The organism is Corynebacterium sp. 122RC1 (assembly GCF_024580955.1).
GTDB lineage: Bacteria > Actinomycetota > Actinomycetes > Mycobacteriales > Mycobacteriaceae > Corynebacterium > Corynebacterium kozikiae.
In genome coordinates this window covers 105,062-130,612 of the sequence record NZ_JANIKD010000003.1, presented here as the reverse complement: position 1 = coordinate 130,612, position 25,551 = coordinate 105,062, and the positions used below count along the sequence as shown (strand labels likewise).

22 protein-coding genes are annotated in these 25,551 nt (G+C 60.8%); 13 read left to right on the top strand and 9 right to left on the bottom strand.

All coding sequences use genetic code 11. The features are described 5' to 3' along the window. Positions 1 to 23 precede the first annotated feature (23 nt). The gene (glgC, locus tag NQ050_RS02440) at positions 24 to 1,250 is read left to right on the top strand and encodes a glucose-1-phosphate adenylyltransferase (protein WP_257037751.1); all 1,227 of its coding nucleotides are present in this window, start codon (positions 24 to 26) and stop codon (positions 1,248 to 1,250) included. 29 nt (positions 1,251 to 1,279) lie between these two features. Here the strand turns inward: glgC and NQ050_RS02435 are convergent, their stop codons facing one another. Next, complete coding sequence (locus tag NQ050_RS02435) at positions 1,280 to 1,912, bottom strand: O-methyltransferase (protein ID WP_257037679.1); 633 nt, start codon at positions 1,910 to 1,912, stop codon at positions 1,280 to 1,282. A gap of 114 nt (positions 1,913 to 2,026) precedes the next feature. Between NQ050_RS02435 and sigE the strand changes: the two genes are divergently transcribed. From sigE to tatB, 3 genes are read left to right on the top strand one after another with little or no spacing between them, the layout of a single operon-like run. Then, positions 2,027 to 2,623 carry an RNA polymerase sigma factor SigE gene (gene sigE / locus NQ050_RS02430; RefSeq protein WP_257037677.1) on the top strand — a complete coding sequence of 199 codons (597 nt, stop codon included), beginning with the start codon at positions 2,027 to 2,029 and terminating at the stop codon, positions 2,621 to 2,623. An 11-nt stretch (positions 2,624 to 2,634) separates the two neighbouring features. After that, positions 2,635 to 2,970 (top strand): zf-HC2 domain-containing protein, encoded by a 336-nt coding sequence (locus tag NQ050_RS02425; protein ID WP_257037676.1) that lies wholly within the window; start codon positions 2,635 to 2,637, stop codon positions 2,968 to 2,970. A gap of 10 nt (positions 2,971 to 2,980) precedes the next feature. Continuing rightward, positions 2,981 to 3,364: a Sec-independent protein translocase protein TatB gene (gene tatB, locus NQ050_RS02420; RefSeq protein WP_257037675.1), complete on the top strand. Its 384-nt coding sequence runs from the start codon at positions 2,981 to 2,983 to the stop codon at positions 3,362 to 3,364. Here the strand turns inward: tatB and NQ050_RS02415 are convergent. From NQ050_RS02415 to NQ050_RS02405, 3 genes are read right to left on the bottom strand one after another with little or no spacing between them, the layout of a single operon-like run. Further along, on the bottom strand, positions 3,357 to 4,475 hold the full coding sequence (locus tag NQ050_RS02415; RefSeq protein WP_257037674.1) for an Mrp/NBP35 family ATP-binding protein: 1,119 nt from the start codon (positions 4,473 to 4,475) through the stop codon (positions 3,357 to 3,359). The genes tatB and NQ050_RS02415 overlap by 8 nt on opposite strands. Next, on the bottom strand, positions 4,472 to 5,056 hold the full coding sequence (locus NQ050_RS02410) for a DUF1003 domain-containing protein (RefSeq protein ID WP_257037672.1): 585 nt from the start codon (positions 5,054 to 5,056) through the stop codon (positions 4,472 to 4,474). Before NQ050_RS02410 ends, NQ050_RS02415 begins: the two co-directional genes overlap by 4 nt. Positions 5,057 to 5,059: 3 nt before the next feature. After that, positions 5,060 to 6,340, bottom strand: a complete 1,281-nt coding sequence (locus NQ050_RS02405; protein WP_257037670.1) for a magnesium transporter MgtE N-terminal domain-containing protein — start codon at positions 6,338 to 6,340, stop codon at positions 5,060 to 5,062. Positions 6,341 to 6,421: 81 nt separating this feature from the next. Between NQ050_RS02405 and NQ050_RS02400 the strand changes: the two genes are divergently transcribed. After that, the gene (locus tag NQ050_RS02400; RefSeq protein ID WP_257037669.1) at positions 6,422 to 7,045 is read left to right on the top strand and encodes a hypothetical protein; all 624 of its coding nucleotides are present in this window, start codon (positions 6,422 to 6,424) and stop codon (positions 7,043 to 7,045) included. Positions 7,046 to 7,085: 40 nt separating this feature from the next. Here the strand turns inward: NQ050_RS02400 and NQ050_RS02395 are convergent, their stop codons facing one another. From NQ050_RS02395 to NQ050_RS02380, 4 genes are all read right to left on the bottom strand, one after another. After that, the gene (locus NQ050_RS02395; protein ID WP_373456408.1) at positions 7,086 to 10,718 is read right to left on the bottom strand and encodes a multifunctional oxoglutarate decarboxylase/oxoglutarate dehydrogenase thiamine pyrophosphate-binding subunit/dihydrolipoyllysine-residue succinyltransferase subunit; all 3,633 of its coding nucleotides are present in this window, start codon (positions 10,716 to 10,718) and stop codon (positions 7,086 to 7,088) included. A 194-nt stretch (positions 10,719 to 10,912) separates the two neighbouring features. Next, complete coding sequence (locus NQ050_RS02390; RefSeq protein WP_257037667.1) at positions 10,913 to 14,560, bottom strand: ABC transporter ATP-binding protein; 3,648 nt, start codon at positions 14,558 to 14,560, stop codon at positions 10,913 to 10,915. Positions 14,561 to 14,578: 18 nt separating this feature from the next. Continuing rightward, entirely contained in the window at positions 14,579 to 15,376 is a 798-nt protein-coding gene (locus NQ050_RS02385; RefSeq protein WP_257037665.1) for a hypothetical protein, read from the bottom strand. A gap of 123 nt (positions 15,377 to 15,499) precedes the next feature. Then, complete coding sequence (locus NQ050_RS02380) at positions 15,500 to 16,312, bottom strand: shikimate 5-dehydrogenase (protein WP_257037663.1); 813 nt, start codon at positions 16,310 to 16,312, stop codon at positions 15,500 to 15,502. Here NQ050_RS02380 and NQ050_RS02375 point away from each other — a divergent pair. The 7 genes from NQ050_RS02375 to NQ050_RS02345 all read left to right on the top strand — a co-directional run bounded on the left by NQ050_RS02375 (position 16,311) and on the right by NQ050_RS02345 (position 23,407). Continuing rightward, complete coding sequence (locus NQ050_RS02375; RefSeq protein ID WP_257098757.1) at positions 16,311 to 18,008, top strand: carboxylesterase/lipase family protein; 1,698 nt, start codon at positions 16,311 to 16,313, stop codon at positions 18,006 to 18,008. The two genes, NQ050_RS02380 and NQ050_RS02375, sit on opposite strands and share 2 nt — an antisense overlap. A 59-nt stretch (positions 18,009 to 18,067) precedes the next feature. Further along, positions 18,068 to 18,841 carry a (2Fe-2S)-binding protein gene (locus NQ050_RS02370; RefSeq protein ID WP_257037661.1) on the top strand — a complete coding sequence of 258 codons (774 nt, stop codon included), beginning with the start codon at positions 18,068 to 18,070 and terminating at the stop codon, positions 18,839 to 18,841. Between the two features lie 111 nt (positions 18,842 to 18,952). Further along, positions 18,953 to 19,591: a hypothetical protein gene (locus NQ050_RS02365; RefSeq protein ID WP_257037660.1), complete on the top strand. Its 639-nt coding sequence runs from the start codon at positions 18,953 to 18,955 to the stop codon at positions 19,589 to 19,591. Next, positions 19,578 to 20,540, top strand: a complete 963-nt coding sequence (locus tag NQ050_RS02360; protein WP_257037659.1) for a nucleoside hydrolase — start codon at positions 19,578 to 19,580, stop codon at positions 20,538 to 20,540. The genes NQ050_RS02365 and NQ050_RS02360 overlap by 14 nt, the downstream gene beginning before the upstream one ends. Positions 20,541 to 20,658: 118 nt before the next feature. After that, positions 20,659 to 21,471 carry an ECF transporter S component gene (locus NQ050_RS02355; RefSeq protein ID WP_257037658.1) on the top strand — a complete coding sequence of 271 codons (813 nt, stop codon included), beginning with the start codon at positions 20,659 to 20,661 and terminating at the stop codon, positions 21,469 to 21,471. Between the two features lie 155 nt (positions 21,472 to 21,626). Then, positions 21,627 to 22,187 (top strand): ABC transporter permease, encoded by a 561-nt coding sequence (locus NQ050_RS02350; protein WP_257037657.1) that lies wholly within the window; start codon positions 21,627 to 21,629, stop codon positions 22,185 to 22,187. Further along, positions 22,169 to 23,407, top strand: coding sequence for an ATP-binding cassette domain-containing protein (locus tag NQ050_RS02345; RefSeq protein ID WP_257037656.1), 1,239 nt, complete (start codon positions 22,169 to 22,171; stop codon positions 23,405 to 23,407). The genes NQ050_RS02350 and NQ050_RS02345 overlap by 19 nt, the downstream gene beginning before the upstream one ends. 34 nt (positions 23,408 to 23,441) lie before the next feature. Here NQ050_RS02345 and NQ050_RS02340 read toward each other — a convergent pair whose 3' ends face one another. After that, a complete protein-coding gene (locus NQ050_RS02340; RefSeq protein ID WP_257037655.1) occupies positions 23,442 to 23,948 on the bottom strand; it encodes a hypothetical protein in 507 nt (168 codons plus the stop codon). Positions 23,949 to 24,105: 157 nt separating this feature from the next. On the opposite strand from NQ050_RS02340, the gene NQ050_RS02335 reads away from it, so the two are divergent. Further along, a complete protein-coding gene (locus NQ050_RS02335) occupies positions 24,106 to 25,353 on the top strand; it encodes an MFS transporter (protein WP_257037654.1) in 1,248 nt (415 codons plus the stop codon). Positions 25,354 to 25,551: the final 198 nt, after the last annotated feature.

Genomic DNA, 25,551 nt, shown 5'->3' with positions numbered 1-25,551 from the left:
CGCATCTCACATATACCAGTTACATTGGTGGCGTGAGGAACCAATACAATGCCCTAGCCATCGTTCTTGCTGGCGGTGAAGGCAAGCGCCTTTTCCCGCTCACCGAGGACCGCGCCAAGCCCGCAGTGCCTTTTGGCGGAAATTACCGACTCATCGACTTTGTCCTTTCCAACCTGGTCAACGCCGGATACCTCAAGATTTGCGTGCTGACCCAGTACAAGTCCCACTCCCTGGACCGTCATATTTCTCAGGCGTGGCAGTTTAGCGGACCTACTTCCCAGTACATTGCCTCCGTTCCAGCGCAGCAGCGCCTGGGCAAGAGGTGGTACCAGGGTTCTGCGGACGCAATCCTGCAGTCGCTGAACTTGATTTACGACGAGCAGCCAGATTACGTGCTGGTATTCGGCGCGGACCACGTGTACCGCATGGACCCAGAGCAGATGGTCGAGGAGCACATCGCCTCCGGCAAGTCCGTCTCCGTGGCTGGCATCCGCGTCCCCCGCTCCGAGGCTTCGGCATTTGGCTGCATCCAGTCCGACGAACACGGTAACATCACCGAGTTCCTGGAGAAGCCAGCAGATCCACCAGGCACCCCAGATGACCCAGAGGTCACCTACGCCTCCATGGGTAACTACGTTTTCACCGCGAAGGCACTGGTGGACGCCCTCAAGGAAGACGAGAACAACCCCGATTCCACCCATGACATGGGCGGGGACATTATCCCTTACTTTGTGAAGCGCGGCGACGCCCACGTGTACGACTTCTCCAATAACGAAGTCCCAGGCTCAACCGACCGCGACCGCGGCTACTGGCGTGACGTCGGTACCATTGACGCCTTCTACGAGGCCCACATGGATCTGATCTCCGTGCACCCAGTGTTCAACCTCTACAACCGCAAGTGGGCGATCCACTCAACTGACGGCGGCGAGCTGCCTCCGGCGAAATTCGTCCAAGGCGGCATTGCGCAGTCCTCCATGGTTGCCCAAGGCTCCATCATCTCAGGCGCCACCGTGCGCAACTCGGTGCTCTCTACCGGCGTGATTGTGGAAGAGGGCGCCACCGTGGAAGGCTCCGTGCTGATGCCTGGCGTGCGCATTGGCAAGGGGGCAGTGGTGCGCCACTGCATTTTGGACAAAAACGTTGTGGTAAACGACGGCACCCTGATTGGCGTGGACCGCGACCGTGACGCCCAACGCTTTGCCATCAGCCCAGGCGGCGTGGTGGTAGTTGGCAAGAACCAGACGGTGTGACAAAAAATCCCCCTTCAAGGGGGATTTTTTTATGGCTTCACGATGAGCGTGGTGCCCGCGCCGATTGGAAGGCGGGACACATGCACGCCTTCGAGCGTTTGGAAATACTGATCCGCCTCGCGGGCGGCAACGGTGTCCCGGTCCTTGCGGGTCTCATCCGCCAACGTGCCGTCCAACAGGGCGTCTGCCAGCACAATCGCGCCACCAGGGGCGAGCAGTGGGAGTGCGGCGTCCACGAAGGCCTTGAGGTCCAGCGGTGCGATCTCGCCGTAGACCAGGTTGTAGCTTCCGTGTGCGAGCCTGCCCATCACATCGAGTGGACGGGAAGGCAGAAAACGCACGCGGGAGGGGGAGTATCCGGCGTCGCGGAACGTGGCCTTAGCACGCTTTTGGTGGTCCGCCTCGGGGTCAATGCAGGTGAGAATCCCGCCCTCCGCCATGCCTGCGAGCATGTAGAGGCCTATCACGCTGGCGGTTGGGGTGACGGCGATCGCCCCGGATGCCTTGGTGAGCGCCGCAAGGGAGCTCAGCAGGGTGCCGGTTGCGGCGTCCGGGGTGGGGAGGCCAAACTCGGCTGCGTCTTCAAGCGCCGCCTCCAGGGAGGGGCTGGTGGTGGATTCAATGTATTCGCGAAGTACGTCGCTTGGATGTTGTGCGCTCACACCAAGAAAGTCTAGCTAATGGCGGGAATATACCGCTGTATTAAGGTGTTGTGGGGGTAAGTGACAGGAAACTGGCAGGTTTCTCAATGGAAGCCTCCAAATACATCAGGCAAGATGGAGCACATGCAAGCAGATCTCGAGTTGAGCGGCACCGCGGCATTTGATGCCGGACAAGCTGAAATGCCTTCCTGGGGCGAGTTGGTGGCTGAACACGCAGATTCCGTGTATCGCTTGGCCTACCGCCTCAGCGGCAATCAGCATGACGCGGAGGACCTCACGCAGGAAACCTTCATGCGGGTGTTCCGTTCCCTGAACAACTACCAGCCGGGGACTTTTGAGGGCTGGCTGCACCGCATCACCACCAACCTGTTTTTGGACATGGTGCGTCACCGCCAGAAGATCCGCATGGAGTCCCTGCCGGAGGATTACGAGCGCGTGCCGGGCAACGAAATGTCACCTGAGCAGGCCTACAACGTGGCCCACCTGGACCCGGCGCTGCAGGTGGCACTGGATCAACTCGCCCCTGACTTCCGCGTAGCAGTTGTGCTTTGTGATGTGGTGGGCATGAGTTATGACGAGATCGCTGACACCCTCGGCGTGAAGATGGGAACCGTGCGTTCGCGTATTCACCGCGGCCGCTCCCAACTGCGTGCTAGCTTGGAGGCACAAGCGGCAACGAATGAGGATGCTCAGTTGTTGCTGCAGCGCTAAGGAGGGTTGTGATGGCTGACCAAGTGCGGTTTCTATCCATCGAATTTGCAACGGTGCGCAAAACGCTGCACGCCGTTGACCACCTAGGCCCGGAGGCCGTTGCGGCCTATGTGGACGGGGAGTTGATGCCCCAAGCGCGGGAGCGCGCGCAGATCCATGTGGCGCAGTGCGATGAATGCCGGAGGGAAATTGAGCGGCAACGACGCGCCTCGGCCCGGCTTCGTGCAGCCTGCGAGGTGCACATTCCCTCAGCGTTGCTGGATAAATTGCAGGCCCTTGGCACCCAAGTTCCGCAGGAGAAAAAGGTGGAAAAAGGGGTGTTTCGCAAGTTGAAACGTCGAGGGTAGGCTTGGGGACGTGTTTTCATCTATTGGCTGGGTAGAGATCTTCTTCATTTTCGTGGTCGCTCTCATCGTGATCGGCCCCGAACGCCTACCAGGCGTGATTAAGGACGTTCGCGCCGCCATCTATGCGGCACGAAAGGCAATCAACAACGCCAAGGCAGAGCTAGACGGCGAGTTCGGCCAAGAGTTTGAGCAGTTCCGCGAGCCAATTAACCAGCTCGCCTCCATTCAGCGGATGGGGCCGCGCGCGGCGCTCACCAAAGCGCTGTTTGACGGAGACGAGCAGTTCCTCGATGACTTTGATCCCAAGAAAGTTGCCGAGCAAGCTAAACGCGAGTCTGAAGAGAAGCCGCGTGAGAAGCCGCGCGGCAACTTCAGTTGGGACGACATCACCTAGACGTATTCAACCCCAGGGACTTGCCGGCCAGGGATTCCCTGCGTACAGCGAGCTTTGCTGCTACCGCTTGGATGGCTTTTGCAGTGGGGGAGTCACCCAGCGCAATTGGGGTGCCAGAATCCCCGCCTTCTCGCAGCTTGGGGTCCAGCGGGACACTGCCCAGCAGAGGGACTTCGGCGCCGGTGAGCGTCGTTAAGCGATCTGCTACTGCCTGCCCGCCGCCGGAGCCGAAGACGTCCATGACGCTGCCGTCGGGCAGGACCATCGCAGCCATGTTCTCGATCACGCCGGCGATCCGCTGGTGAGTCTGGAGGCTGATGGATCCGGCGCGCTCGGCAACCTCCGCCGCCGCTGCCTGCGGGGTAGTGACCACCAAAAGCTCGGCGTTTGGCAGGAGTTGGGCGATGGAGATGGCGATGTCGCCAGTGCCTGGGGGGAGGTCCAGTAGGAGGACGTCGAGGTCACCCCAGAACACGTCACCCAAGAACTGCTGAATGGCGCGGTGCAGCATCGGGCCTCGCCACACGACGGGGGCGTTGCCTTCCACGAAGTGGGCGATGGAAATGTGCTTGATGCCGTGTGCCTGCGGCGGCATGATCATTTCATCCACAGCGTGGGGGCGGTCGGTGGAGCCGAGCATGCCAGGCACTGAGTGACCATAGATGTCCGCGTCCAACACACCGACGCTCAAGCCCCGGGCAGCAAGCGCAGCCGCGAGGTTAACGGTCATGGAAGACTTACCAACGCCACCCTTGCCGGAGGCCACTGCGTACACGCGGGTTGTGGAGTTCGGTTGGGCGAAGGGGATCACGGGCTCCTCGCCGCGCAGGCTGGTGCGCAGTTCGCGGCGCTGTTCGTCGCTCATGACGTCGGTGGTCACGCTGACCTCGCCCACGCCTTCGATGTCCTGGACTGCGGCGCGGGTGTTCTCCACGATGGTGTTTTTCATGGGGCAGCCGGCAATGGTGAGGTACACCGCCACGGCCACATCAGCGCCGTGGATCTCCACGGATTTCACCATGCCGAGTTCAGTGATGGGCTTGCCGATCTCGGGGTCTTCCACACGGGCGAGTGCTGCGCGAACAGCGGAGTCTGTAATCGTTGTCATCATTGTCCTTTGGGGTCTGCAAGGTCACCCTGCACGGGGTCATTGAGTTCGTGCTCACCGCGAATCTGGTGGCGCCATGCCGCGCGTGCCGCCGCTTCGTCGTCGAGCTTCGCCTCAATGCGTTCCAGCATATTCTGGAGGTCTTCAAGTTCATGGCGCAGGTAATCACGGGTCACCATTTCGCCCACCGCAAGGCGCAGCCCGGCGAGCTCGCGGGTGATGAACTCGGTGTCCGCTTTGGTTTCAAAAGCGCGGCGACGGTCTTCGGCGAGAGAGACGCGGTCGCGGTCCTCCTGCCGGTTCTGTGCGAGCAGGATCAACGGCGCGGCGTAGGCAGCCTGGGTGGAAAATGCCAGGTTGAGCAGGATGAATGGGTAGGCATCCCAGGAGAACCACCAGCCGCCAACGTTCAGCAGGATCCAGATGACCACGAACACCGTTTGCCACATTAGGTAACTGCCGGTGCCAAAGAACCGGGCAACCTTTTCGGCGTAGGCGCCTACGGTATCGTCATCCAGCTTGAAGGGGTTTTTCCGGCTCCGCAGCGTGGGAGTGTCTAGGTTTGAGCGATTGTATTCTGCCATGGTTTAAGCGTGAGGGTCGGGGCGCAGGCCTTCGTCGCGCCAATCGTCTGGAAGCATGTGGTCAAGCAGGTCATCGACGCTCACCGCGCCGAGCAAGTGGCCGTCTGAGTCCAGCACCGGCCCGCACACTAGGTTGTATGTGGCAAAAAAGCGTGCTGCGGTCTCCTGCGAGTCATCCGTGTACAGCGGCGGAAGGTCAGGGTCCAGAATGCCGGACACCAGCGCCGAGGGCGGCTCCCGCAAGAGGCGTTGAATGTGCACGCACCCAAGGTACTTGCCGGTTGGGGTCGCCGTGGGTGGGCGCACCACAAATACCAGACTTGCCAGCGAGGTGGAAAGATCCGGGTTGCGTGCGAGTGCCAAGGCCTCCGCAACGGTGGTCTGCGGGGACAAAATGAGTGGCTCTGGGGTCATGAGCGCACCCACTGTGTCCGGGCTGAAGTTCATGAGGCGGCGCACCGGGGCGGACTCCTCAGGGTCCATCAGCTCCAGCAGCACATCTGCCTTCTCATCGTCCAACTCACCGAGCAGGTCAGCCGCATCGTCGGGATCCATTTCCTCGAGCACCTCGGCGGCGCGCTCAATGCCCAAGGCTTCAATGAGCTCTGCCTGGCGATCCTCGGAGAGTTCCTGCAGCACGTCGGCGAGGCGTTCGTCGTCCAGCTCCCGTGCCACCGCGAGGCGCCGCTGGGGTGGGAGGTCGTACATCGCGTGGGCGACGTCGGCAGGGCGCATGTCCTCGAATGTCACCAGCAGCTCTGCGGTAGGGGAGGACTCGCCGACGCCCGCAGCATGCACGCCATGCACATGGCTCCACAACGCGGTGTTCAGTTGGGGGCGCCGGCCGAACTTCGGGCGCTCGCTGATCACTGCGACCCGTGAGATCACCCAGTCGCGGGAGCGGGTGCGTTCGAGTTCCACGTCGGCGATTTCTACCGGCAGACTGTGCAGGTGCTCCAGCTCGGGGTCATCCACCTGGACCTTTTGACCCACCAAGTCACCCAACAGCGCTACCTCACCGGCGCGAGGAGTGTAGGAGCGCAGTGACACTGAACCAGTGGAAAGCGTGATCTCTTGGGGGTCGATGGCACCCACGCGCAATATTGGAACAAAGATCCTGCGCTTGTTGGTCATTTCCACAACCAGCCCAATTGCGCGCGAGGTGTGGCCCTGCGGGCGGATGTTCACCACAACGTCGCGTACACGCCCGATCGCGTCTGTATCGGGACCTCGAACTACCATGCCGGACAGGCGGCCTGCGTACACTCGGGTCACTTCACTCATGAGGCCTAAGTCTACGCATACAGTGCCAGTAACGCTAAGCTAGGAAGGTCATTTCCCGCGCCGGAGAAAAAGGATCTCACGATGCAGCACAATTCGCAGGCCGGTCACTCCCACCACGTGCGAGGCAGCGTTGCAACCCTTGCCTTGGCGCTTGTTGGCGCACTTTCCGCCTGCACTGACCTCGAAGCCCCGGTACTCCCTGAGGCGGAAAAGACTGTAGTCATCAGTGTTGATGATGCCCCTCGTGCGGTGTTTCTCGGTGAGCTCTACCGCCAGGCGCTGGAACGCCAGGGGCGCGAGGCGGTATTGGAAGTCACCGAGGAATCCAGCCTGCACCGGCTGTCCACTGGCCACGCGGACCTCACCTTGACCTGCGCCGGCAACGCACTGCAAGAGCTCAATCCTGCGCTCGCCGAAGAACTCGCCCAGGAGTACAACGGCGTAGTCACCGCGGAGTGGCGCGAGCGAACGTATGCCGCCCTCATGGGCTCGCTGGGGGATAACATGGACGCCACTGACCCCTCCAACGCCCAGGCCTGTGAAGCGGATTTCTTGCCGCAAAACCTGGTGCCCGTGTACCGAAGCCCAGTGATTGGGCGCCCGGAGCGTTCCACCATCAACGTGGTATCCGGCTCCCTGAGCACAATGGACGAAGTACCTCCCCATGAGGAAATCCCCGCGCTGCTCGATCGGGCCGGGGTATAAAAAATGCTCCCCACGGTTATCCATGGGGAGCATTTTCTAATTAGTCCGCAAATGCTTCCTTGAGCAATGCTTCCTGTTCCACTGCGTGGACCTTGGAGAGGCCGGTTGCGGTGGAGGACTGTGCGCGGCGGGAAACGCGCTTCATCGGCAGCATATCCGGGATGAGCTCGGAGAGGTGCTCATGCAGGAATGGCCATGGGCCCTGGTTTGCGGGTTCGTCCTGGCAGAAGCGGATTTCTTCTGCGTTCGGGTAGGTGGCAAAGGCTTCGCGCAGGCGGTTGAACGGAATTGGGTGCAGCATCTCGATGCGCACGATCGCCACGTCCTCGCGCTTGTCCTTTTGCGCCTTCTTGGCCAGCTCGTAGTAGAGCTTGCCGGAGACCAGCATGATCTTCTTGACCTTGTTCACATCACCAATCACGTTGCCTTCAACGTCCACAAAGCGTGGGTCGTTGATGACGGACTGGAACTTCTCCACCTTGGTGAAGTCCTCTACGGATGAGGTGGCGGCCTTCATACGCAGCATGGACTTTGGCGTGAACACCACCAGCGGGCGCTTCAGGTTGCCCAGTGCGTGACGACGTAGCAGGTGGAAGTAGTTGGCTGGGGTGGTCGGCTGAGCCACGGTCATGGTGCCCTCTGCACAGAGCTGCAGGTAGCGCTCGATACGTGCGGAGGAGTGGTCCGGGCCCTGGCCTTCGTAGCCGTGTGGCAGGAGCAGGATCACGGAGGAAAGCTGGCCCCACTTGGCCTCACCGGAGGAAACGTATTCGTCGATGATGGTCTGGGCGCCGTTTGCGAAGTCGCCGAACTGCGCTTCCCATGCCACTACGGCGTCTGGGTTTCCTACGGAGTAGCCGTACTCGAAGCCCATGCCGGCGAACTCGGTGAGCGCGGAGTTGTAGACCAGGAACTTGCCGCCGTTGCGCTTGGCCAGCTCGTGGAGGCCATTGAACTCTTCACCGGTGTTGGGGTCATACACCACAGCGTGGCGCTGGGTGAAGGTGCCGCGGCGGGAATCCTCACCTGCAAGGCGCACGAGCTTGCCGGTGTTGGCTAGGGAGGAGAAGGCGATGAGCTCGCCCCAGCCCCAGTCAATGCCGCCCTCGCGCACGGATTCCAGGCGCTTTTGTGCAACTGGAGCCACTCGTGGGTGGAACTCAAAGCCCTCAGGGGCATTGGCGTAGGCCTGGCCAATTTCCACGAGCTCTTCGCGGGTGATGTTGGTCTTGAGGCCATGAGGCAGGGCCTGGGAGCTGGTGATGCCCTCCTGTGGGGCAAAGGCCTTCTTTTCGGCTTCCTTGACCTCGTTGAACACTGCTTCCATCTGGTCGTGGAAGTCTGCTGCCACGCGCTCTGCATCGTCCTTGGTGAGGTCACCACGGCCAAGCAGATCCTCGGTGTACTGCTCACGCACGGTCTTGCGGCCGTTGATGCGCTCGTACATGAGTGGCTGGGTCATCGATGGGTCATCAGCCTCGTTGTGGCCGCGGCGGCGGTAGGAGATGAGGTCAATGAACACATCCTTGCCAAAGCGACGGCGGTACTCGGTGGCGAGCTGGCCAACCCACACCACTGCCTCTGGGTCATCACCATTGACGTGGAACACGGGGCAGCCAAAGGCCTTAGCGTAGTCCGTTGCGTAGTGGCTGGAGCGCCCGGAGTCAGGAGTAGTGGTGAAGCCGATCTGGTTGTTCACCACGATGTGGACGGTGCCGCCCACGGTGTAGCCGCGAAGCTGTGCCAGGTTGATGGTCTCCGGCACAATGCCCAGGCCCGCGAAGGCGGCGTCGCCGTGGAGCAGCAGTGGCATCACGGAGTAGCCGGACTCGCCCTTGTCCAGGATGTCCTGCTTTGCCCGGGCGATACCCTCCATGACGGGGTTCACTGCCTCGAGGTGGGATGGGTTGGCGGTCAAGGTGACCTTGATTTCACCGTCGCCGAACATCTGCAGGTGGGTGCCCTCTGCGCCCAAGTGGTACTTCACGTCACCGGAGCCACCGGCTGCCTTGGGCTCGATGTGGCCTTCAAACTCAGTGAAGATGGTTGCCAGTGGCTTGTTCACGATGTTGAACAGCACGTTGAGGCGGCCGCGGTGTGGCATACCGATGACCACTTCGTCCAAGCCCTGGCCCGCGGCGGTATCAATGGCGGAATCCATGAGCGGGATGAGGGATTCGGCGCCCTCCAAGGAGAAGCGCTTTTGGCCCACGTACTTGGTCTGCAGGAAGTTCTCAAAGGCCTCAGCGGCATTGAGCTGCTGCATGATGTACTTCTGCTGCGCAGGCGTTGGCTTAGGCATGCCCGCCTCCAGGCGGTCTTGCAGCCAGGTGCGCTCGTCGCGGTCCAGGATGTGGGTGTACTCGGATCCGACCTTCAGGGTGTAGGCGGCGCGCAGGCGGGAGAGCACCTCGCGCAGCGTCATGGTCTCCTTGCCACCAAAGCCACCGACGTGGAAGCTGCGGTCCAGGTCCCACAGGGTGAGGCCGTGCGTCTCAATGTCCAGGTCGCGGTGGTCAGGCACCGGCATGCCGGGCTGGATCCACTTCAGTGGGTTCACATCTGCAATGAGGTGGCCGCGGGAGCGGTAAGCCTCGATGAGCTGCATCACGCGGGTGTTCTTATCTAGGCCGGTGTTCGGCAGATCCTGTGCCCAGCGCATCGGGGTGTACGGCACACCAACGGAGGCAAATACCTCATCCCAGAAGGTGTCATCCACAAACAGTTGGCTCATGGTGCGCAGGAATTCACCAGATTCTGCGCCCTGGATGATGCGGTGGTCGTAGGTGGACGTGATGGTCACCAACTTGCCCACGCCGAGCTCGGCCAGGCGGTCCTCGGAAGCGCCAGCGAACTCCGCTGGGTAATCCATGGAACCCACACCGATGATCGCACCCTGGCCCTTGGTGAGGCGAGGCACGGAGTGGCGGGTGCCAATGCCACCTGGGTTGGTCAGGGAGATGGTGACGCCGGAGTAGTCATCCATGGTGAGCTTGCCCACGCGGGAGCGGGCAACGATATCCTCGTATGCCTCAACAAATGCGGCGAAGTCCAGGGTTTCGCACTTCTTGATCGCCGCAACGACCAAAGCGCGGGAGCCGTCCTTCTGGGCGACGTCGATAGCCAGACCCAGGTTGATGTGCTCCGGGGTGTGCAGGGTGGGCTTGCCGTCCTCCACGGAGTAAGAGTTGTTCATCACCGGGTGAATCATGGTGGCCTTGACCATGGCATAGCCAATGATGTGGGTGAAGGACACCTTGCCGCCGGAGGTACGCGCAAGGAAGTTGTTAATGATCGCGCGGTTTTCAAACATGAGCTTGACCGGCATATCGCGCACCGAGGTAGCGGTGGGGATTTCCAGGGACTCGTCCATGTTCTTGGCAATAGCCTTGAAGATGCCCTTGATTTGCTTGGTGCCAGGGGCTGGGAGCTCGCCCTCACGGTCCAGCGGGGACGCCTTGCGCTTCTGCGCGACGGCAGCCTTCTTTGCCTCTTCTTCTACGCGGGCTTCCGTCTTTTGGTCCGCGCGCTGTGCTACTGGCTCCGCTGGCTGCGGTGTGCTGACTGGGGCAGGGGCGGCTGGTTCAGGAGATGCTGGTGCACCCTGCTTTTCAAAAAGCTCGCGCCACTCTGCATCTACAGACTGGGGATCTTTCTTGAACTGCTGGAACATCTCGTCAACCAGCCACTGATTCTGGCCGAAGGTACTCGCGCTGCTCACGGCAGGTGCTCGCCTCATTTCTTTGTGAGATTTCTTACGTCTAACTCACTACAGGCTAACCCTTTTTGGAAAAAGGGTGTAACTGCTTTGCACAAAGTTTCCTCTTCAATGCTAAGCACGAGCGGGGGCAGGCCCCGACCCTCTCCCTAACTGGGGTTTTGCTGTGTGGTGTCCTCCCACATTTTTGCATAAATACCCCCATTAGTGCATAGCGTGTCGTGATCACCCTGCTCCGCAATTTCGCCATTGGCGATTACCACAATGTGGTCCGCGCTTTGTGCAGTGGCAAGGCGATGGGCTACCACAACGGAAGTGCGGTGTGCGGTGACCCGTTGGGAGGCCTTGAGGATGGTTGCCTCCGTGGCGGGGTCCACAGTGGCGGTGGCCTCGTCGAGAAGCATGATCTCTGGAGTGATGAGCTCGGCGCGGGCGAGGGCGATGAGCTGGCGCTGCCCCGAGGAGAGGCCGCGTCCACGCTCCCCGACGCGCGCAAGGAAGCCACCGGGGATCGCGGCGATGGCGGCGAGCGCGCCGACTCGCCTGGCCGCTTGCTCGATGTCCTCGCGGGTGGCATCGGGCAGGCCGTAGGCGATGTTGCTGGCAACCGTGCCGGCGAACAGGTGTGCCTCCTGGGGGACGTAGCCTACGCTGCGGCGCCAGGCGGCAAGTGAGAAGCTGGCGATGTCCGTACGGTTTGCCCGGACGTGGCCCGAGGTGGGGTCGTAGAAGCGCTCGATGAGTTTGACCACCGTGGATTTTCCCGCGCCCGTTGGGCCCACAATGGCAACCGTATGTCCCCTCGGGATGTTCAGCGTGAAGTCCTGGAGCACTGGCGAGTCGGTGTAACCGAAGTCCACCTGATCAAAGTGCAGATCCGCGCCCAGTGGAGGCGTGTCCGTGCCGCTGTCTGCCACAGCGGGGGAGGTACCCAGGAACTCTCCGATGCGACGGAGGCCCACTTGGGCTTGCTGGTAGGAGTCGAACACTTGGGAAAGGGAGGTGATCGGGGAGTAGAGGCGGTCCAGGTAGAGCAGGAACGCCACCAGCGCGCCCGCTGCGAGCTGCCCTTGGGCCACCATCGAGGCGCCGATCAGCAGCACACCCGCTTGCACCAGTTCTGAGATTGCATTGAGCCCTGGGAAATAGGTGGCAACAGCGAGTTGAGCGCGGATCCTCGTGCGCACATAGCGCTTCGAGCCCGAACGGAAGCTCGCGAGGGTTGCCTCTTGAAAGCCAAAGAGCTGGGTGGTTTTCAGCCCGGCAATCGCCTCCTGGAACTGCGCGTTGACCCCGCTGATTTGCTCGCGCGCCTGGCTGTAGAGTCTGGTGGAAACGCGGCGGAACACCATGGTTGCCACCACGATCACGGGGATTCCTACCAGAGACACGGCGAACAGTACCGGCGAGGTGATGCCCAGCAGCACCAGAATGCCCACGATCGTGGTGGAGCTCACCACCGCCGTGGCCAGGCTCGTCTGGAGGAACGTGTTCAGGGCGTCGATGTCCGTGGTCATTCGCGTCATGATCGCCCCAGCCATGTTCTGCTCGTAATAGTTCATGCTGAGCCGCTGCAGATGCGCGTAGCAGCGCACTCGTAACTGATAGAGCAGGCGTTCGCCGGTGGTTGCCGTGGTAATTGTTGTGGCGATCTGGGCGCCCCAGGCCAGCGCCACCAAGGCGAGCCCCACCGCGGTAATCGGGCCGATAATACCCGGCTGGTTCCCCAAAACTCCTCGGTCAATCACCATGCGCGCAAGCCAAGGCACGCTCAAGCCGGCTGCTACGGACAGCGCATACAAGCCAATCACCGCCGCGATCAGCCCCTTGACCTCGGCGAACAGCATTCGAGCGTTGAACACCTTGAGTGGTTGCTCCAGAGCCTGCTCGTCTGCCTTTGGAGTTGCTGTGGCTGGAGGGAGCTTGCCGACGCGCGCCAGGAGCTCAGGGGTCGCCGGCATTGCGGCGCCTTGCCGCCGCGCGCCTCCTTGCCCTGGGTGCATACCGGCAGAGGACGCGACCTCGCGCATGGTGCTGGCCTCCATCGCAAGGGCGTCGGCCTTTGGGGCGTCCTCCGGCCAGAGGAGGTGGGCGGGCGGTTCGGTGCCGTCGTCGAAAGGAACTGGTGTGACCTTGCCCTGAAGCTGCATGATGTGCAGGAACTGTGGGTGCTGCGCCATCTCCGCTGGCGGAAGCTGAGCCAGGGTGCGGCCCTGATGAATCAGCGCGATGCTGTCCGCATGCTCCAGTGTGCTGTGCCGGTGGGCTGCGGCGATGACGGTGGTGTTCGGAAGAGCTTGGCGAAGCGCGGTGTAAATGGCGCGTTCCGTGGTGGCGTCGATGGCACTGGTGGCGTCGTCAAACAGGAGGATGTCTGGGTCTGCCGCAACTGCGCGTGCGATGGCGATGCGTGCGCGCTGCCCACCCGAAAGCGTCAGCCCTCGCTCGCCCACAGTGGTGTTGTAGCCCTGCGGGAGCTGCTTGATGAACTCGTGTGCGCAAGCGATGCGTGCAGCGCGTTCCACCTGTTCGGTGCTGAGGCCACGACCCAAGTCAATGTTGTGGAAAACTGTGTCTGAGTACAAGAAGGGATCATCGAACACCGCACCTACGGTGCCGGCGATGCGGACGGTGCCGGATTCTTGTTGATACACCCCGGCGAGCAGCTCCAAGAGGATGGTTTTCCCCGAACCCGCCGGGCCCACCATCATGGTGGTGCTGCCGCGCGGCGCATCAAGGTCAATGCCACGCAGCACTTCTTGTTCGCCGAATTGGAAGGAGACACCCTCCACCTTGACATCACCAACTGTGCTTGCCCGCGTGCGCTCGGTGGTGGGCACAATTTCTGGTGTGAGATCGATGACCTGGTACACGCGCTCAAGGGCGCTCGCGCCGAGCTGGAACTGCACCACCAGGCCAGCGATGGAAGAAATTACCCCCGTGACCTGTGTGAGGTAGGCGCCAAACGCCAAAAACAGGCCAATGGTGATTTCCCCACGCAGCGCCAGCATGCCGCCCAAACCGATGCCGATCACCAACGCCACGTTGGGAAGCTGCTGCACAAGCGGCTGGAATCGGGCCGTGAGCTTTGCCGCGCGGATGGCGGTGGCGTAAACCTCGCGCCCGAGGATGCGCAGCGTGCCGAGTTCCCGGCGCTCCTGAGCGAATGCCTTGACCACGCGTACACCGGTGACCGTTTGCTCGATTTGGGTGCTCACCTTGGCAATTGCCTGCTGTTTTGACCAGGTGGCTGCAAAGAGCGTGCGCCTAGACAACCAAGTAATTACAGTAATCACCGGCACGCTGAGTACCGCCACTGCCAATAGTGGCAAGGAAATCCACCCAAGCAGCGCCAGGATCACAATGAGGTTCAGGACCTGGCCCAACAGCAGCGGGAACATGGCTACCACGGCCTGAACTTGGTTGAGGTCAGAGATGGAACGGGAAACCACCTGGCCGGTGTCCAGCTTGTTTTGCGCCTTTCCGTCGAGCCTCAGTAATGATTCCAACACCGCAATGCGCAAGGTGTGTTGCAGGCGGTTGGACAAGATACCCGCCACGAACCTGCGGGCGAATTGGAAGAGATAGCGCAGGAGGGCCACCACGATGAGTACGCGAACCACCTGCGGGATGTCCGCTGCATTGGCCCCGGTTGCGGCGTCCACCGCCTGGCCCGCGAGCAGCGGAATGGCCGCCTGGAATGCCGTGACCCCTACGGAGGAAAGTATTGCGCACAGCAACACAAAAGGGGATTGCCACAGTGCACGCAGCAGTTGGCGATAACGGCCCTTGTGCACGGTAGCAAACCCCTTAGGCTAGTTTTTGGCTGGTTCTAGCACATCTTCCTCGGCCTTTGCCGGTGTTGCAAAACGTGCTGGAAGAGGACCTAGAGAGTTGCGGGTGTTGCTGATCACCTTGTCTGCCAGCTTACGGTTGGCCATCGTGCCAAGGACTAATCCCACGCCCATCGGCATGAGTTTGCCCAGCCAAGCGCGGCGGATTCGCTTGTTGACCTGCTTCAATGCAAGGCGCACGAGCTGGTTGTTCACCTGCACCAAATTGCGCTTGGACATGTTGGAAATTGCAGTGATGGAGGAGGTCTCCAGCGCAGCGTCCACCAGGGCGGAGCCGGCGGAGCCCGTGATGGCCACCAGGATTAGGGCCTTCCTGCGCTCGGGGTCGCGGATTTCCGCGCCGCGCAGGTAGCCTGCGGCGACAGTGTAAAACGCCGCAGCGTCCAGGAACACCAAAGACTCCGCGCTGATTGCCAACGCGCCGGTCACAAACCCAATGCCTGGGATCGCGGCAGCGGCACCCGCACCGGCGCCGGAGCCGGTAGCCAGGCGCATGAAGTGCTTGTCCATCAGCGCCTGGATTTCCTCCGGGGTGGCCTCCGGGTTCTTGGCACGCAGCCAATCCACATAGTTCTCGATCGTGGAGGACTGCATGGAGACAGCTTTATCCAACGCGGTGATGAGCGTCTTAGCGGCCATGCCCCCGCGGGCCTCGAAGGCGTTGGGCTCTGTAACCTCGGCGCTAACGGCGTCCGTTATCTCGGCGTTGCCAGCTGGTTGTTGGTTGCTCTTTCCAAAGAATGGGAGCTCAAAACCCATTGAATTGGTCCTTCACAGTTGATGTTCTCTAATGATGCCGAGGCCCCATGTGGCCTTGGGCTCACAGGATATAACTGCCTGCTGTGCCGAAAAGGTTCCCGCACGCAGATAACGATTCTGCAACTAGCCTTCCTGGGCGTAGGCTTCCGCTGCATCCACCTGTGCTTGGGTGGGCTGCTTGCCGGTGTAGAGCACAAACTGTTCGGCGGCCTGCAGCGCCACCACTTCACCACCATTGATGCTCGGTACGCCCAGTTTCTCCGCCTTCACAATCAGTGGGGTGCGCACCGGGTAGGCCACAACATCGAAAATCATCTTTGCGCTTCGGATTTGAGTGTCGCTGAAGGCCTGGGCATCAGCTTGGTCACCATTCATTCCCAGTGGGGTGATGTTGACCAGCAGCTGAGCATTTTCCGGGACTTCGGTGGCGTATTCCCAACCGTAGCGCTCCGCAAGCGCAGTACCCGTAGCTTGGTTGCGCGCCACCACCGCGCCGCGCATGCCGTGGTCCGCGAGTGCTGCCACCACAGCGTTAGCCATGCCACCGGAGCCGCGCACGGCAACCCGCCACGCCGGGTCCACATTGTGGGTGTTCAGCAGAGACGCCACCGCCGTGTAGTCCGTGTTGTAACCGGTGAGCACGCCGGAATCATTCACGATCGTGTTCACGGCACCGATGCGCTCGGCGGAAGGATGCAGGCCGTCGATAAGCGCGATGACGTCCTGCTTGTACGGCATAGACACCGCAGCGCCGCGGATGTCGAGCCCGCGCACACCGGCGATCGCCTGTGTGATGTCGGTGGGGGCCACAGCCTTGTAGAGGTAGTTCAGGCCCAGCTCAGCAAACAGCCAGTTGTGGAAGCGCACACCGTGATTAGAGGGGCGTGCTGCGAGCGAGATGCACAGCGTTGTTTCGCGGTCGACGTAATTCACCATGTCACCTACTGTAGACAACATGAGCAAACGTGGCCGCAAAGTGCCGCGGCTGCAGCGTACAAACACACAGCTAGCCGCCGGTGAGAGTTCCGACGCGCCGCAGCGCATCCTCGCACGCACCACCGCAGGGCTGGTCGCGGGGGTCCGGCAAACAGGGATTTCCCCAGAGCTTTCCGTGCGCACATGGCGCGGGGTGCCATACGGGGAAACAACCACAGGGGAACGTCGTTTTGCAGCTCCCCGCCCAGCGAAACCATGGCCGGGCGTGCGAGAGTGCACGGAGTATGGCGAGGTTGCCGCGCAACCGATTCTCGGGCCCAGCGACCGCACCAAAGGCGGCGAGGACTGCCTGCATTTGGATGTGGTGCGCCCGGATTCCGACGAAGTGCTGCCCGTAGTTGTGTATTTCCACGGAGGGTCGTTCATGTTTGGGTCCTCGCACGAGCTTCTCCTGCGTGGGCACTACCTGGCCACCGGCATGAACGTGGTGTATGTGAGCCTCAATTTTCGCCTTGGAGTGCTTGGCTACCTGGATTTCAGCAGCATGGCCGCGCCGGGTGATGATGTGGTGGCCAACCCGGCGGTACTCGATCAGCTTTTGGCGCTGCGGTGGATTCAAGCCAACATTGCAGCGTTTGGTGGCGACCCCGAGAATGTGACGATCATGGGGGAGTCCGCGGGTGCTGCGGCTGTACTCACCTTGATGTGCGTGCCTGCGGCGAAGGGGATGTTCCATCGGTGCATTGCGCAGTCGCCACCGATTGCCATGGTGCATTCCAAGGCGCAGGCGGCGTTTTGGACCGCGCAGTTGCGCCGGCGCCTCGGGCTGGGGGAAGACGCCACCGTTGCGCAGTTGCGGGAGATGGATCAAAAGACGCTCATTAATGCAAGTCAGTCGATGCTGTGGCGCAGCCGCGAGCTGTTCATGATGAACTCCTGCTACGGGCCTACCGTGGATGGAAAAGTGCTGTTCGAGCACCCGTTGGAGGTGTTTCGCAAAGGCCAGCAGCACCCGGTGCCGCTGCTCATTGGAACGAATTACGACGAAGCATCCTTTGCCAAAGGCTTTTACCTGCGCCAAACCGCCCGCGGCAGGGCAGCCGAGCGGATGCTCGCGGCGTTCGACCCGGAAGGCGCGCCCGGAGTGCTGGAGTCTTATGAAGGTGCGTTCCGGCGCAAGGAGTTTGCACTGCTCATCGCCGACGCCGTATTTTGGGCACCCGCCATGGTGACCGCCACCTACCACCAGCTTGTGGCGAACACCTGGATGTACCGCTTTGATTTTGCGCCAGCGGTATGGCGCTGGTTGGGGCTCGGCGCGATGCACTCGATGGAACTCACGCCCGTGTTCGGGGATCTCAACGGTTCCCGTGCTTCAGCCGTCCATCGCATCGGGGAATCCCAAACCCTAGAGAAAATGCGCGAACTCATGCAGGGGTATTGGGGCAGCTTTATTCACCACGGCACTCCTGGCGGGACGTGGCCACGCTACCGGGTGCCTTCCGAACACCTCCCCGGGCGCGCAACCATGGTGTTCGACCGCGAACCCCACATTGTGTACGACCCCAAATCTCACAAACGCCGCGCATGGTTGAACTACACCATGACCCAGTGGGGCCTTGGCCGCCCCGAACTGCTGGAACAGTTCGGGGAACTTGAAGAGCAAGGGCCAAAGGCGCTGCCACCTGCACCCTAACTTTGGTTGCGGCACTGGAATCGTTGGGAACCGGCTCAAAACTCCGTAGGCTTGAACACATGGCCAGTCCTACCAACCCAACCCTTGCGCGAGCACTCCAACAGCTCGTGGCGCAGCAACCACACTTTGGTCCCTGCGTGGCGCCTGGACCTGATTCCCGAAGAGTGTTGTTGCGGGAGCTGTGCGAGCCAACGTTCGTATTGCAGGTGATTCACCGAGGCCAGCAGACCTTTTCCTTGGAAAACCCCAAGCATGCTGCTCAGCTCTGGTTCTACTCACTGTGCAACTCAGTGGTTGGCCCAGCCATGAACCTCATGGTGGAGCACAGCGTGTACCCGAGCCTCGAGTTGGGAGAGCTCTTTAGCCAGGACGGCCAGGGGTATTGGCTGGGGTATCAGCCTTCCAGCCTGGTAGATGGGCCTCTGGAGGCGGGGGAGGAGTTGGGCGCTGCGATGGCGCAGGTGATTGCGGCCTTATCTGAGGCCACCGGGATGAAACAAGCTCCTCTGTGGGCAGTGCTTTCGGATGCAGTGATCCAAAGCGGGGTGGCTGCAGGCAATGATGCATTTGAGCCGGAACACGCCCTTGAGGTGATCGCCATGGTGCGTGAAGGCATCCAAAAGGCCACCAGCCGATCTCTTCCACCTGCGCAGATAGATGGACTGAGTGTAGATGGCGAGATCATGTCGGTTGAACAGGCGGAGTATTTGCTGGCGCACCGAGCCAGTTGCTGCATGATCTACTCCTCACCACAGGCACAACTGTGCACCTCTTGTCCGAAGCGGGAGAAGCAGGAGCGTATCCAAGGCCAAATCCAGGCGGTGCTTTTTTAGCGCGATGGGGCATGCGCAAACCCCTGTTGCCCGTTAGGCTTAGGAATTGCCGTGTGCAAACAATGCGCCCGGTACTTCAAACTCCATGCTTGGAAGGGATGGACGCAGGCGATGAGCTTCTTTGAAGATCTTGCAAACGCACTGGACACAGAGGGAATTGAATCCAGGGTTCTGGGCGAAACACTGTTTGTGCCAATCACACCCGAACTTGAAATTCAGTTCGTTGAAATTGATCCCGATCTGCCCGCCGCCAACGTCTACATTGCCGCCGCGAATGATGAGGATGAAGAATTCGATGCCGCCCTGGTCTCCGTGGTCTTTTCAGTCAAAGACGCGGTGAGCACCGTTGCCGAGCATGTGGCCACCAACCAGATCATCTCCCTGATGAAAACCCTCCTTGAGGGCGAAGACCCACGGTTGGAAGGCCTGGAGTTCTTCCAAGACGCCGCCCGACCCAATGTGATCCGCACCTCGCTGTTGCCCGATGCGGAGCTCGCCATCGGCATTGACATTGAGGAAGCCATACCCACCGCGACCCTGACCTTCCAAGTGTTCCAGTTTGATGACCTCCCGCTGGACCTTGTTGAGGAAGACCTGTTCAACAGCAGCGTAGAAACACTGGAACTCGGGACCTTCAGCGATTTTGACAAGCTCCTGGACATCATCGAGTTCGCCGCCTCGCAGGCAGACAGTTGGGCAGAGCAGATGGTGCCCCTCGACGACGAGTTTGAGTACTTTGACGAAGACTAAAACCCCCACGGTGCTTCTGGACTGTGACACGGGCATTGACGACGCGCTCGCGCTGATCCTTCTGGCTGCGTTGCACCGCGCCGGGCGGATCACGCTGGCCGGGGTAACCACCACTGCAGGGAACACGACTGCGGAGCAAGCGGCGCGGAACACCCGGTGGATCCTTGGCCTGGCGGGCGTAGGGGAAGAGGTGCCCGTGGTCGCTGGCGAAGCGGGTCCGGTGGTGGTGGACTTAGTGACCACCCCGGAAACCCACGGGCCCACTGGGTTGGGGTATGCGCAGGCGCCCGCTGCGGAGGTGGGCTTTGACTGGCAGGGCTTGTGGCGTGAGGTGTTGCAGGACGATGGTGATGCGTTGTTGGTGGTCACTGGTCCCGCGACGAATGCCGCCGTGTGGTCCCGCGCGAATGCACTGCCGAAGCACATCACGCTGATGGGTGGGGCCTACTTGTATCCGGGGAATACCACGCCCACCGCGGAGTGGAATTCTTGGGTGGATCCGCACGCGGCGAAAGAGCTGTTCGGGGCGGTGACTCGGCCGATCACCGTGTGCGCGTTGGGTGTGACGGAGCAGATGTTGCTTACACCAAAGCTGCTTGAAGAGTCTGTCGCCGCGTTGGGGGACTGCGCTCTTGCAAAGGTCCTCGAACCGATGCTGCGTTTCTATTTTGAGTTTCACCAGGCTCAGGGTGAGGGCTATTTAGCACAAGTTCATGATTTGCTGGCGGTGATGATTGCGCTGGGATTTGTGGATGTTGAGGCGCACACGTTGCGGGTGGATGTTGAAGCTGACTCCGCGCTGCTGCGGGGAACAACCGTCGCTGACTTCAAAGGGCACTGGATCCAACCTGCGAATGCGCGCCTGATTACCCAAGCCAACGTGGCTCAGGCTTGGGACGTGTGGCGTGAGGCCTTGGGATTGTTGCGCGCATTCGATTCTGCGAGCTGAGGCAAAAGTTGGCGGGGCGGCGGGGGCAGGTTTACACTGTCCCACGTTCGCGCGCCGAGGTGACATAGGCGCGACCGTTGTATTCATCCATTGCAGGATGATGTTCAAGGAGCTATGCATGTCACGTTCTGTTTTCCCTGATACCTCCGATTTGGCTGGTAACACTGGGACTGCTGGGGTTGCTGGATTCTCGGGGCTTTCCGCCAACCGGAAAGTATTGGTTGGTGCCGGCCTGTTTGTTGTACTGCTGACCTGGTTGTATTTGGTGGTGGTGGCCCCTTCGGATTGGGATTCAGTGGGAGGCTCCGCTCCAGCGCTGATCACGCTCATTGGCTATGGCCTCGGCGCTGTATTTTTGTTGGCAGCAACCTTGCCAGTTCTTTCGGTGCGCACCATTGCGCTCATCCCAATGGCGTTGTTGCTGAACATCTTGATCGGCCAGATTGTTGGCTCTGTTGGTATTCCGTTGTACTTGGATTCTGTGGGAACGGTGTTGATCGCTGCGCTGGCTGGGCCAATCGCAGGTGTTGCCACCGGCACCTTGAGTTCCGTGGTGTGGGGCCTGCTGAATCCCGCGGCTTTGCCTTTCGCTGCTGTTTCCGCTGTGGTGGGTCTCCTTGCCGGTGTGGCTTTCCAACGCGGCGCAAGGCGCAACCTCTTGGTGGCCGTGCTCTCCGGTGCGGTCATTGGTGTGATCTCGGGGATGTTGGCAGCACCGGTTGCGGCTTTTGTGTACGGAGGAACCGCAGGCGTTGGAACTGGTGCAATTGTGTCCTTGTTCCGTGAGATGGGCAATTCTCTGATTGCCTCGGTGACGATGCAATCGTTTATCTCTGACCCGTTGGACAAGGCGATTGTGATGGCGTTGGTGTGGCTGACGGTGCGTGCCTTGCCGAGCCGCATTTGGGGTCGGACCAACGCTGCCTCATAGTGGTACCTCCGCAAACGACTCTGCACCCGTACACCCCGCTGTGTGCGGGCGTTTGTGCATGGCTTCTGGTGCTGGGCATTAATACTTGGTGGTTTTCTGCCATTGTGTTGGTTCTCGCCATTGGGGCTGGTACATGGAAGGTGGGCAATGCCTCGGTGATTGTTGCCAGTGCTGTGTTGTGTGCTCCTGCTGCGATTTCGATGGTGTTGGTGCATGCCCCGTATGGGCAGCAGCGCATTGCGCTGTTTGTGACATTGGATGGTCTTGCCACTGCAGGTGTACTGGCATTGCGATTTTGCGCGTTGATCGTGGTAGTCCTGGCAGCAGTTGCTTGGGTGGAAACTCCGGCGCTGTTGAAGGCTCTGCAGGTTTCCGGTAAGGGGGGATTGGGTACAAGGCTCGCCGTGATTGTGGGGCAAACATTGCAATTGGCGCCCCAAGCGGCGCGCGCCCGAGGGACAGTACGCGATGCGATGGTATTGCAGGGAATTCCGGTGAGGGGGCCGCGCGCGGTGGTGCGCGTGGCACTGATGGTGATGATTCATGTGATTACACAGGGAGCGGACCGGGCGGCACCAATGAAAAGCGCGGGCCTGGAGCTTGTAGGCCAAAAAACGCTGCTGTATCCGCTGCAGGACTCCGCGGTGCAAAAAGCGGTGAGGGGAGCCATGGTGGTGTTCAGTTTCGGGGTGATTGCGTGGATTTCGTTGTGGTAGATGGGTTGATGCAGCGGTTGGCGTCAGGCGATTGCGTTGTGGTGGGTGCATCCGAGGGCAGCGAACGCGTGGCATTGGCACTGCAAGAGCAGGCTTTGCGCGCAGGCAAAAGCTCGGCGGTGGTGTTCCGTGACGGTATGCGTCACCTCTCGTACTTACGCTCACGGGTAGATGAGGAAGTGGCGTTGCCGCTCGAGCAACGGGGCTGGCAGCAGGTCAGGATGGCCGCGCGAGTGGAGGAGTTGCTTGCCCAGTTGGGCTTAAGTGAGCTTGCCGACGCAGACCCAACGCATCTTTCAGGCGGTCAGGTGCAGCGTGTTGCGGTGGCGAGTACCGCTTCATGGGGTCCGGATGTGCTGATTTTTGAGGATCCTTTCGCTGGCCTGGATGTGGACTCGGTAGGTCGCCTTTGTGCGTTGATGCATAGTTATCCGGGTGTTGTGGTGTTGTGTGTGAGCGCCAACAGTGCTGGGGTGGAGCAGTTGAGGGGTTCTGGTGAAGTTGAGGTAGTTGGCGAATTGCCGGAGCTGCCTGCGCTGGGCGTGGAACTGGACTTGGACGGCGCGAGCGTGGCGCCGCTCGAAGAATGGGTGGAGTTGGGGGAGCTCAATGCAAGGCGCGGATCGCAAAGGCGTGGGTGTTTGCGTGGGCGAAAGCCAGCGCACCGCCAGCTCCGGCAATCCCGAGAGTTTGAGGTTCATGTGCCTGCGGAAAAGCTGAGGCTGCAGAAAGGTGCGGTGACCTGGTTGCGTGGACCGAATGGCGCGGGGAAAACGACCGTGCTGCGAGCACTAGCTGGATTGGACGGGCATGAAGGTTGCCAAAAGAACATTGGTGGGAGTTTTGGTCTTGCGTTGCAGCGCGCCCAAGACCAAGTTGCCCAGACCAGCGTGGGGGAGATGCTGGCCCAGGTGACCTGCCAAAGAGAGCAGGTGGCTCGCGTGTGTGCAGCTTTGGGTGTGCCCTTTGATGCGCATCCGTTGGATGTGACGGCTGCTCAGCTCCGCGCTGTGCAAGTGTTTGCTCAGCTCGGAGGACCGCACTTGGTGGTCGGTTTGGATGAACCTGACGTGGGTTTAGATCCGGCTGCTGAGCTGGTAGTTCACCAGGTTCTTGCAGACGCTTTGAGGGAGGGGAAAGCTGTACTGCTCACATGCCACAATGAACGCTTTGTGCGGCGGGTTGCAACATATGCCGAGGTACGGGAATTGCACCTCTAATACCTCACCTCTCGCACCCGATAAACTAGGCCAGCTATGCCGCCTCAGCGAAGCTTTGGAACATCCGCGCCGGGGAGTGGAGGGGTTGGAAATGTCCGTCGACGAGCCACAGGAACGTGGCTGCTTGGCCGGATTCAATGACGTGGACGCAGTCTATCCGTTGTTCACCAACGAGGGCTCGAACCCAGGCTTCGGCGATGTTGGGTTGCACGTAATAGCCTTTGGGGCTTGTGACTCTGGCGGTGATGAGGTAGGCGGGAGGAGCCTCGCCGAAGCCCTGCAAACGTGCTTTGGCCTTGGCCCCAACACGCCGCCGGGTAATGCTGACCTGCAGGTCATCCTCTCCAGGCAATTGGGGGAGGTGAAAGGTCGGTGGGCGCCAAGTGGGTGTAGGGCGAGCAAGTGAGCGCGGGTGATGCAACGCCATGCCTACTTTGCTGAGCGTTTGGGGGAACGCGCGGGCGATGTGGCTGGCGAGCTCGCTGGCGGAATGCTCATGCAGAGGGCGGGGGGCCATTGGGTTCTGGTGTGCAATGCGCATGGCGTGCCTTTCTGGAAATTCATTCATTTGGGGACGTCGTTAAGGCTAGGAAATGAGTGCGACACCCCTCCCTAGTATATAGAACAAATGTTCGACATAAAAGGTGGCGGACTCGTTCTATGGTCAAAGCGTCGGGGCATGAATAATATGTGAGGATGTGAAACCAGTCGCAATTGATCCCAAGCCAAAGATTCCGCGCGAAATCTGGGTGCTTGTGATCGCGGCATTTGTGATCGCGGTGGGGTTTGGCATCATTGCGCCGGTGATTCCGCAGTTCGCAATGAGCTTCGGGGTGGGCATGGCAGCCGCTGGGGCGGTGGTGTCCGTCTTTGCAGGGACTAGGCTGCTGTTTGCCCCGATGTCTGGGACTTTGGTGGATGCTATTGGTTCCCGAGGGGTGTATATCACCGGGCTGTGGCTCGTGGCGATCACGACCATCATGTGCTTCTTTGCGCAGGAGTATTGGCAGCTCATGCTGTTTCGTGGCCTCAGCGGATTCGGGTCCACAATGTTTACCGTCTCAGCGATGGGGTTGGTGGTGAGGCTTTCGCCGCCGACAATTCGCGCGAAGTGCTCCTCGGCGTACGCGAGTGGCTTTCTGTTTGGCAATATCGTTGGGCCGATTTTAGGCAGTGTGCTTGCGGTGTTCGGCATGCGGATGCCGTTCCTTATTTATGGCATCTTCGTGACCATCGCCGGTGTGATGGTGTGGCTGCTGCTGCCGAGTAACGTTGGCAAGCCCGCTACCGGCAGCGCCGTGGTGCCGCCCATGAGATTCGCGGACGCTTGGGCATCCTGGGCATACCGGGCAAGTTTGGTTTCAGGGTTCGCGCACGGATGGAGCAACTTTGGCGTGCGAGTAGCGGTGGTGCCCCTGTTTGCCGCCACGGCCTTCAGTAATGGGCCGGCGGTGGCAGGCATTGCAATGACCGCATTCGCCGTAGGAAATGCGGTTGTGCTGCAATTTTCCGGCAGGCTCGCGGATACCTATGGGCGTAAACCGCTGATTCTGTGTGGATTGGTGATCAATGGGCTCTCCACCGCTGTATTTGGTTATGCGCATGACTTCACGTTGCTGCTCGTAGCATCCGCGGTTGCTGGCGCCGGGGCGGGGCTGCTGAACCCAGCCCAGCAGGCGGTGATGGCGGATATCGTTGGCACCCATAGTTCCGGTGGCAAGGTCTTGGCTTATTTCCAGATGTCCATGGATTTTGGTGCGGTGCTCGGCCCGATCATCATTGGTGCCGCTGCTCAGGCCTTTGGGTTCGGTCCTGCTTTTGTGCTGTGTGGTGCACTTTCCCTAGTTGCAACGCTGGCTTGGATTGCCGCACCAGAAACCCTCACCGGGGGAGCTGTTGGGCGAGCTGCCAGACGAAAGGCAGAGGGGGACCTGGGCGAAGACTAGGCGTGCGGACCCCGGCCCCCGGACCCCGGACTGCGGTGAGGGGCTGCGGTCTTGGGGGCGTCGGCAAGCTCCTGGCTAGCGCTGAACGCTCCCTGGAAACCTTTGAGAATGCTGAAATGTGACATTGGGTACCTTGGGCGGTGCGGGTGTGCTTGGGCACGTTTTGGGTTTTGTGTTGCGTTGTAGCGTAGGGTTGCT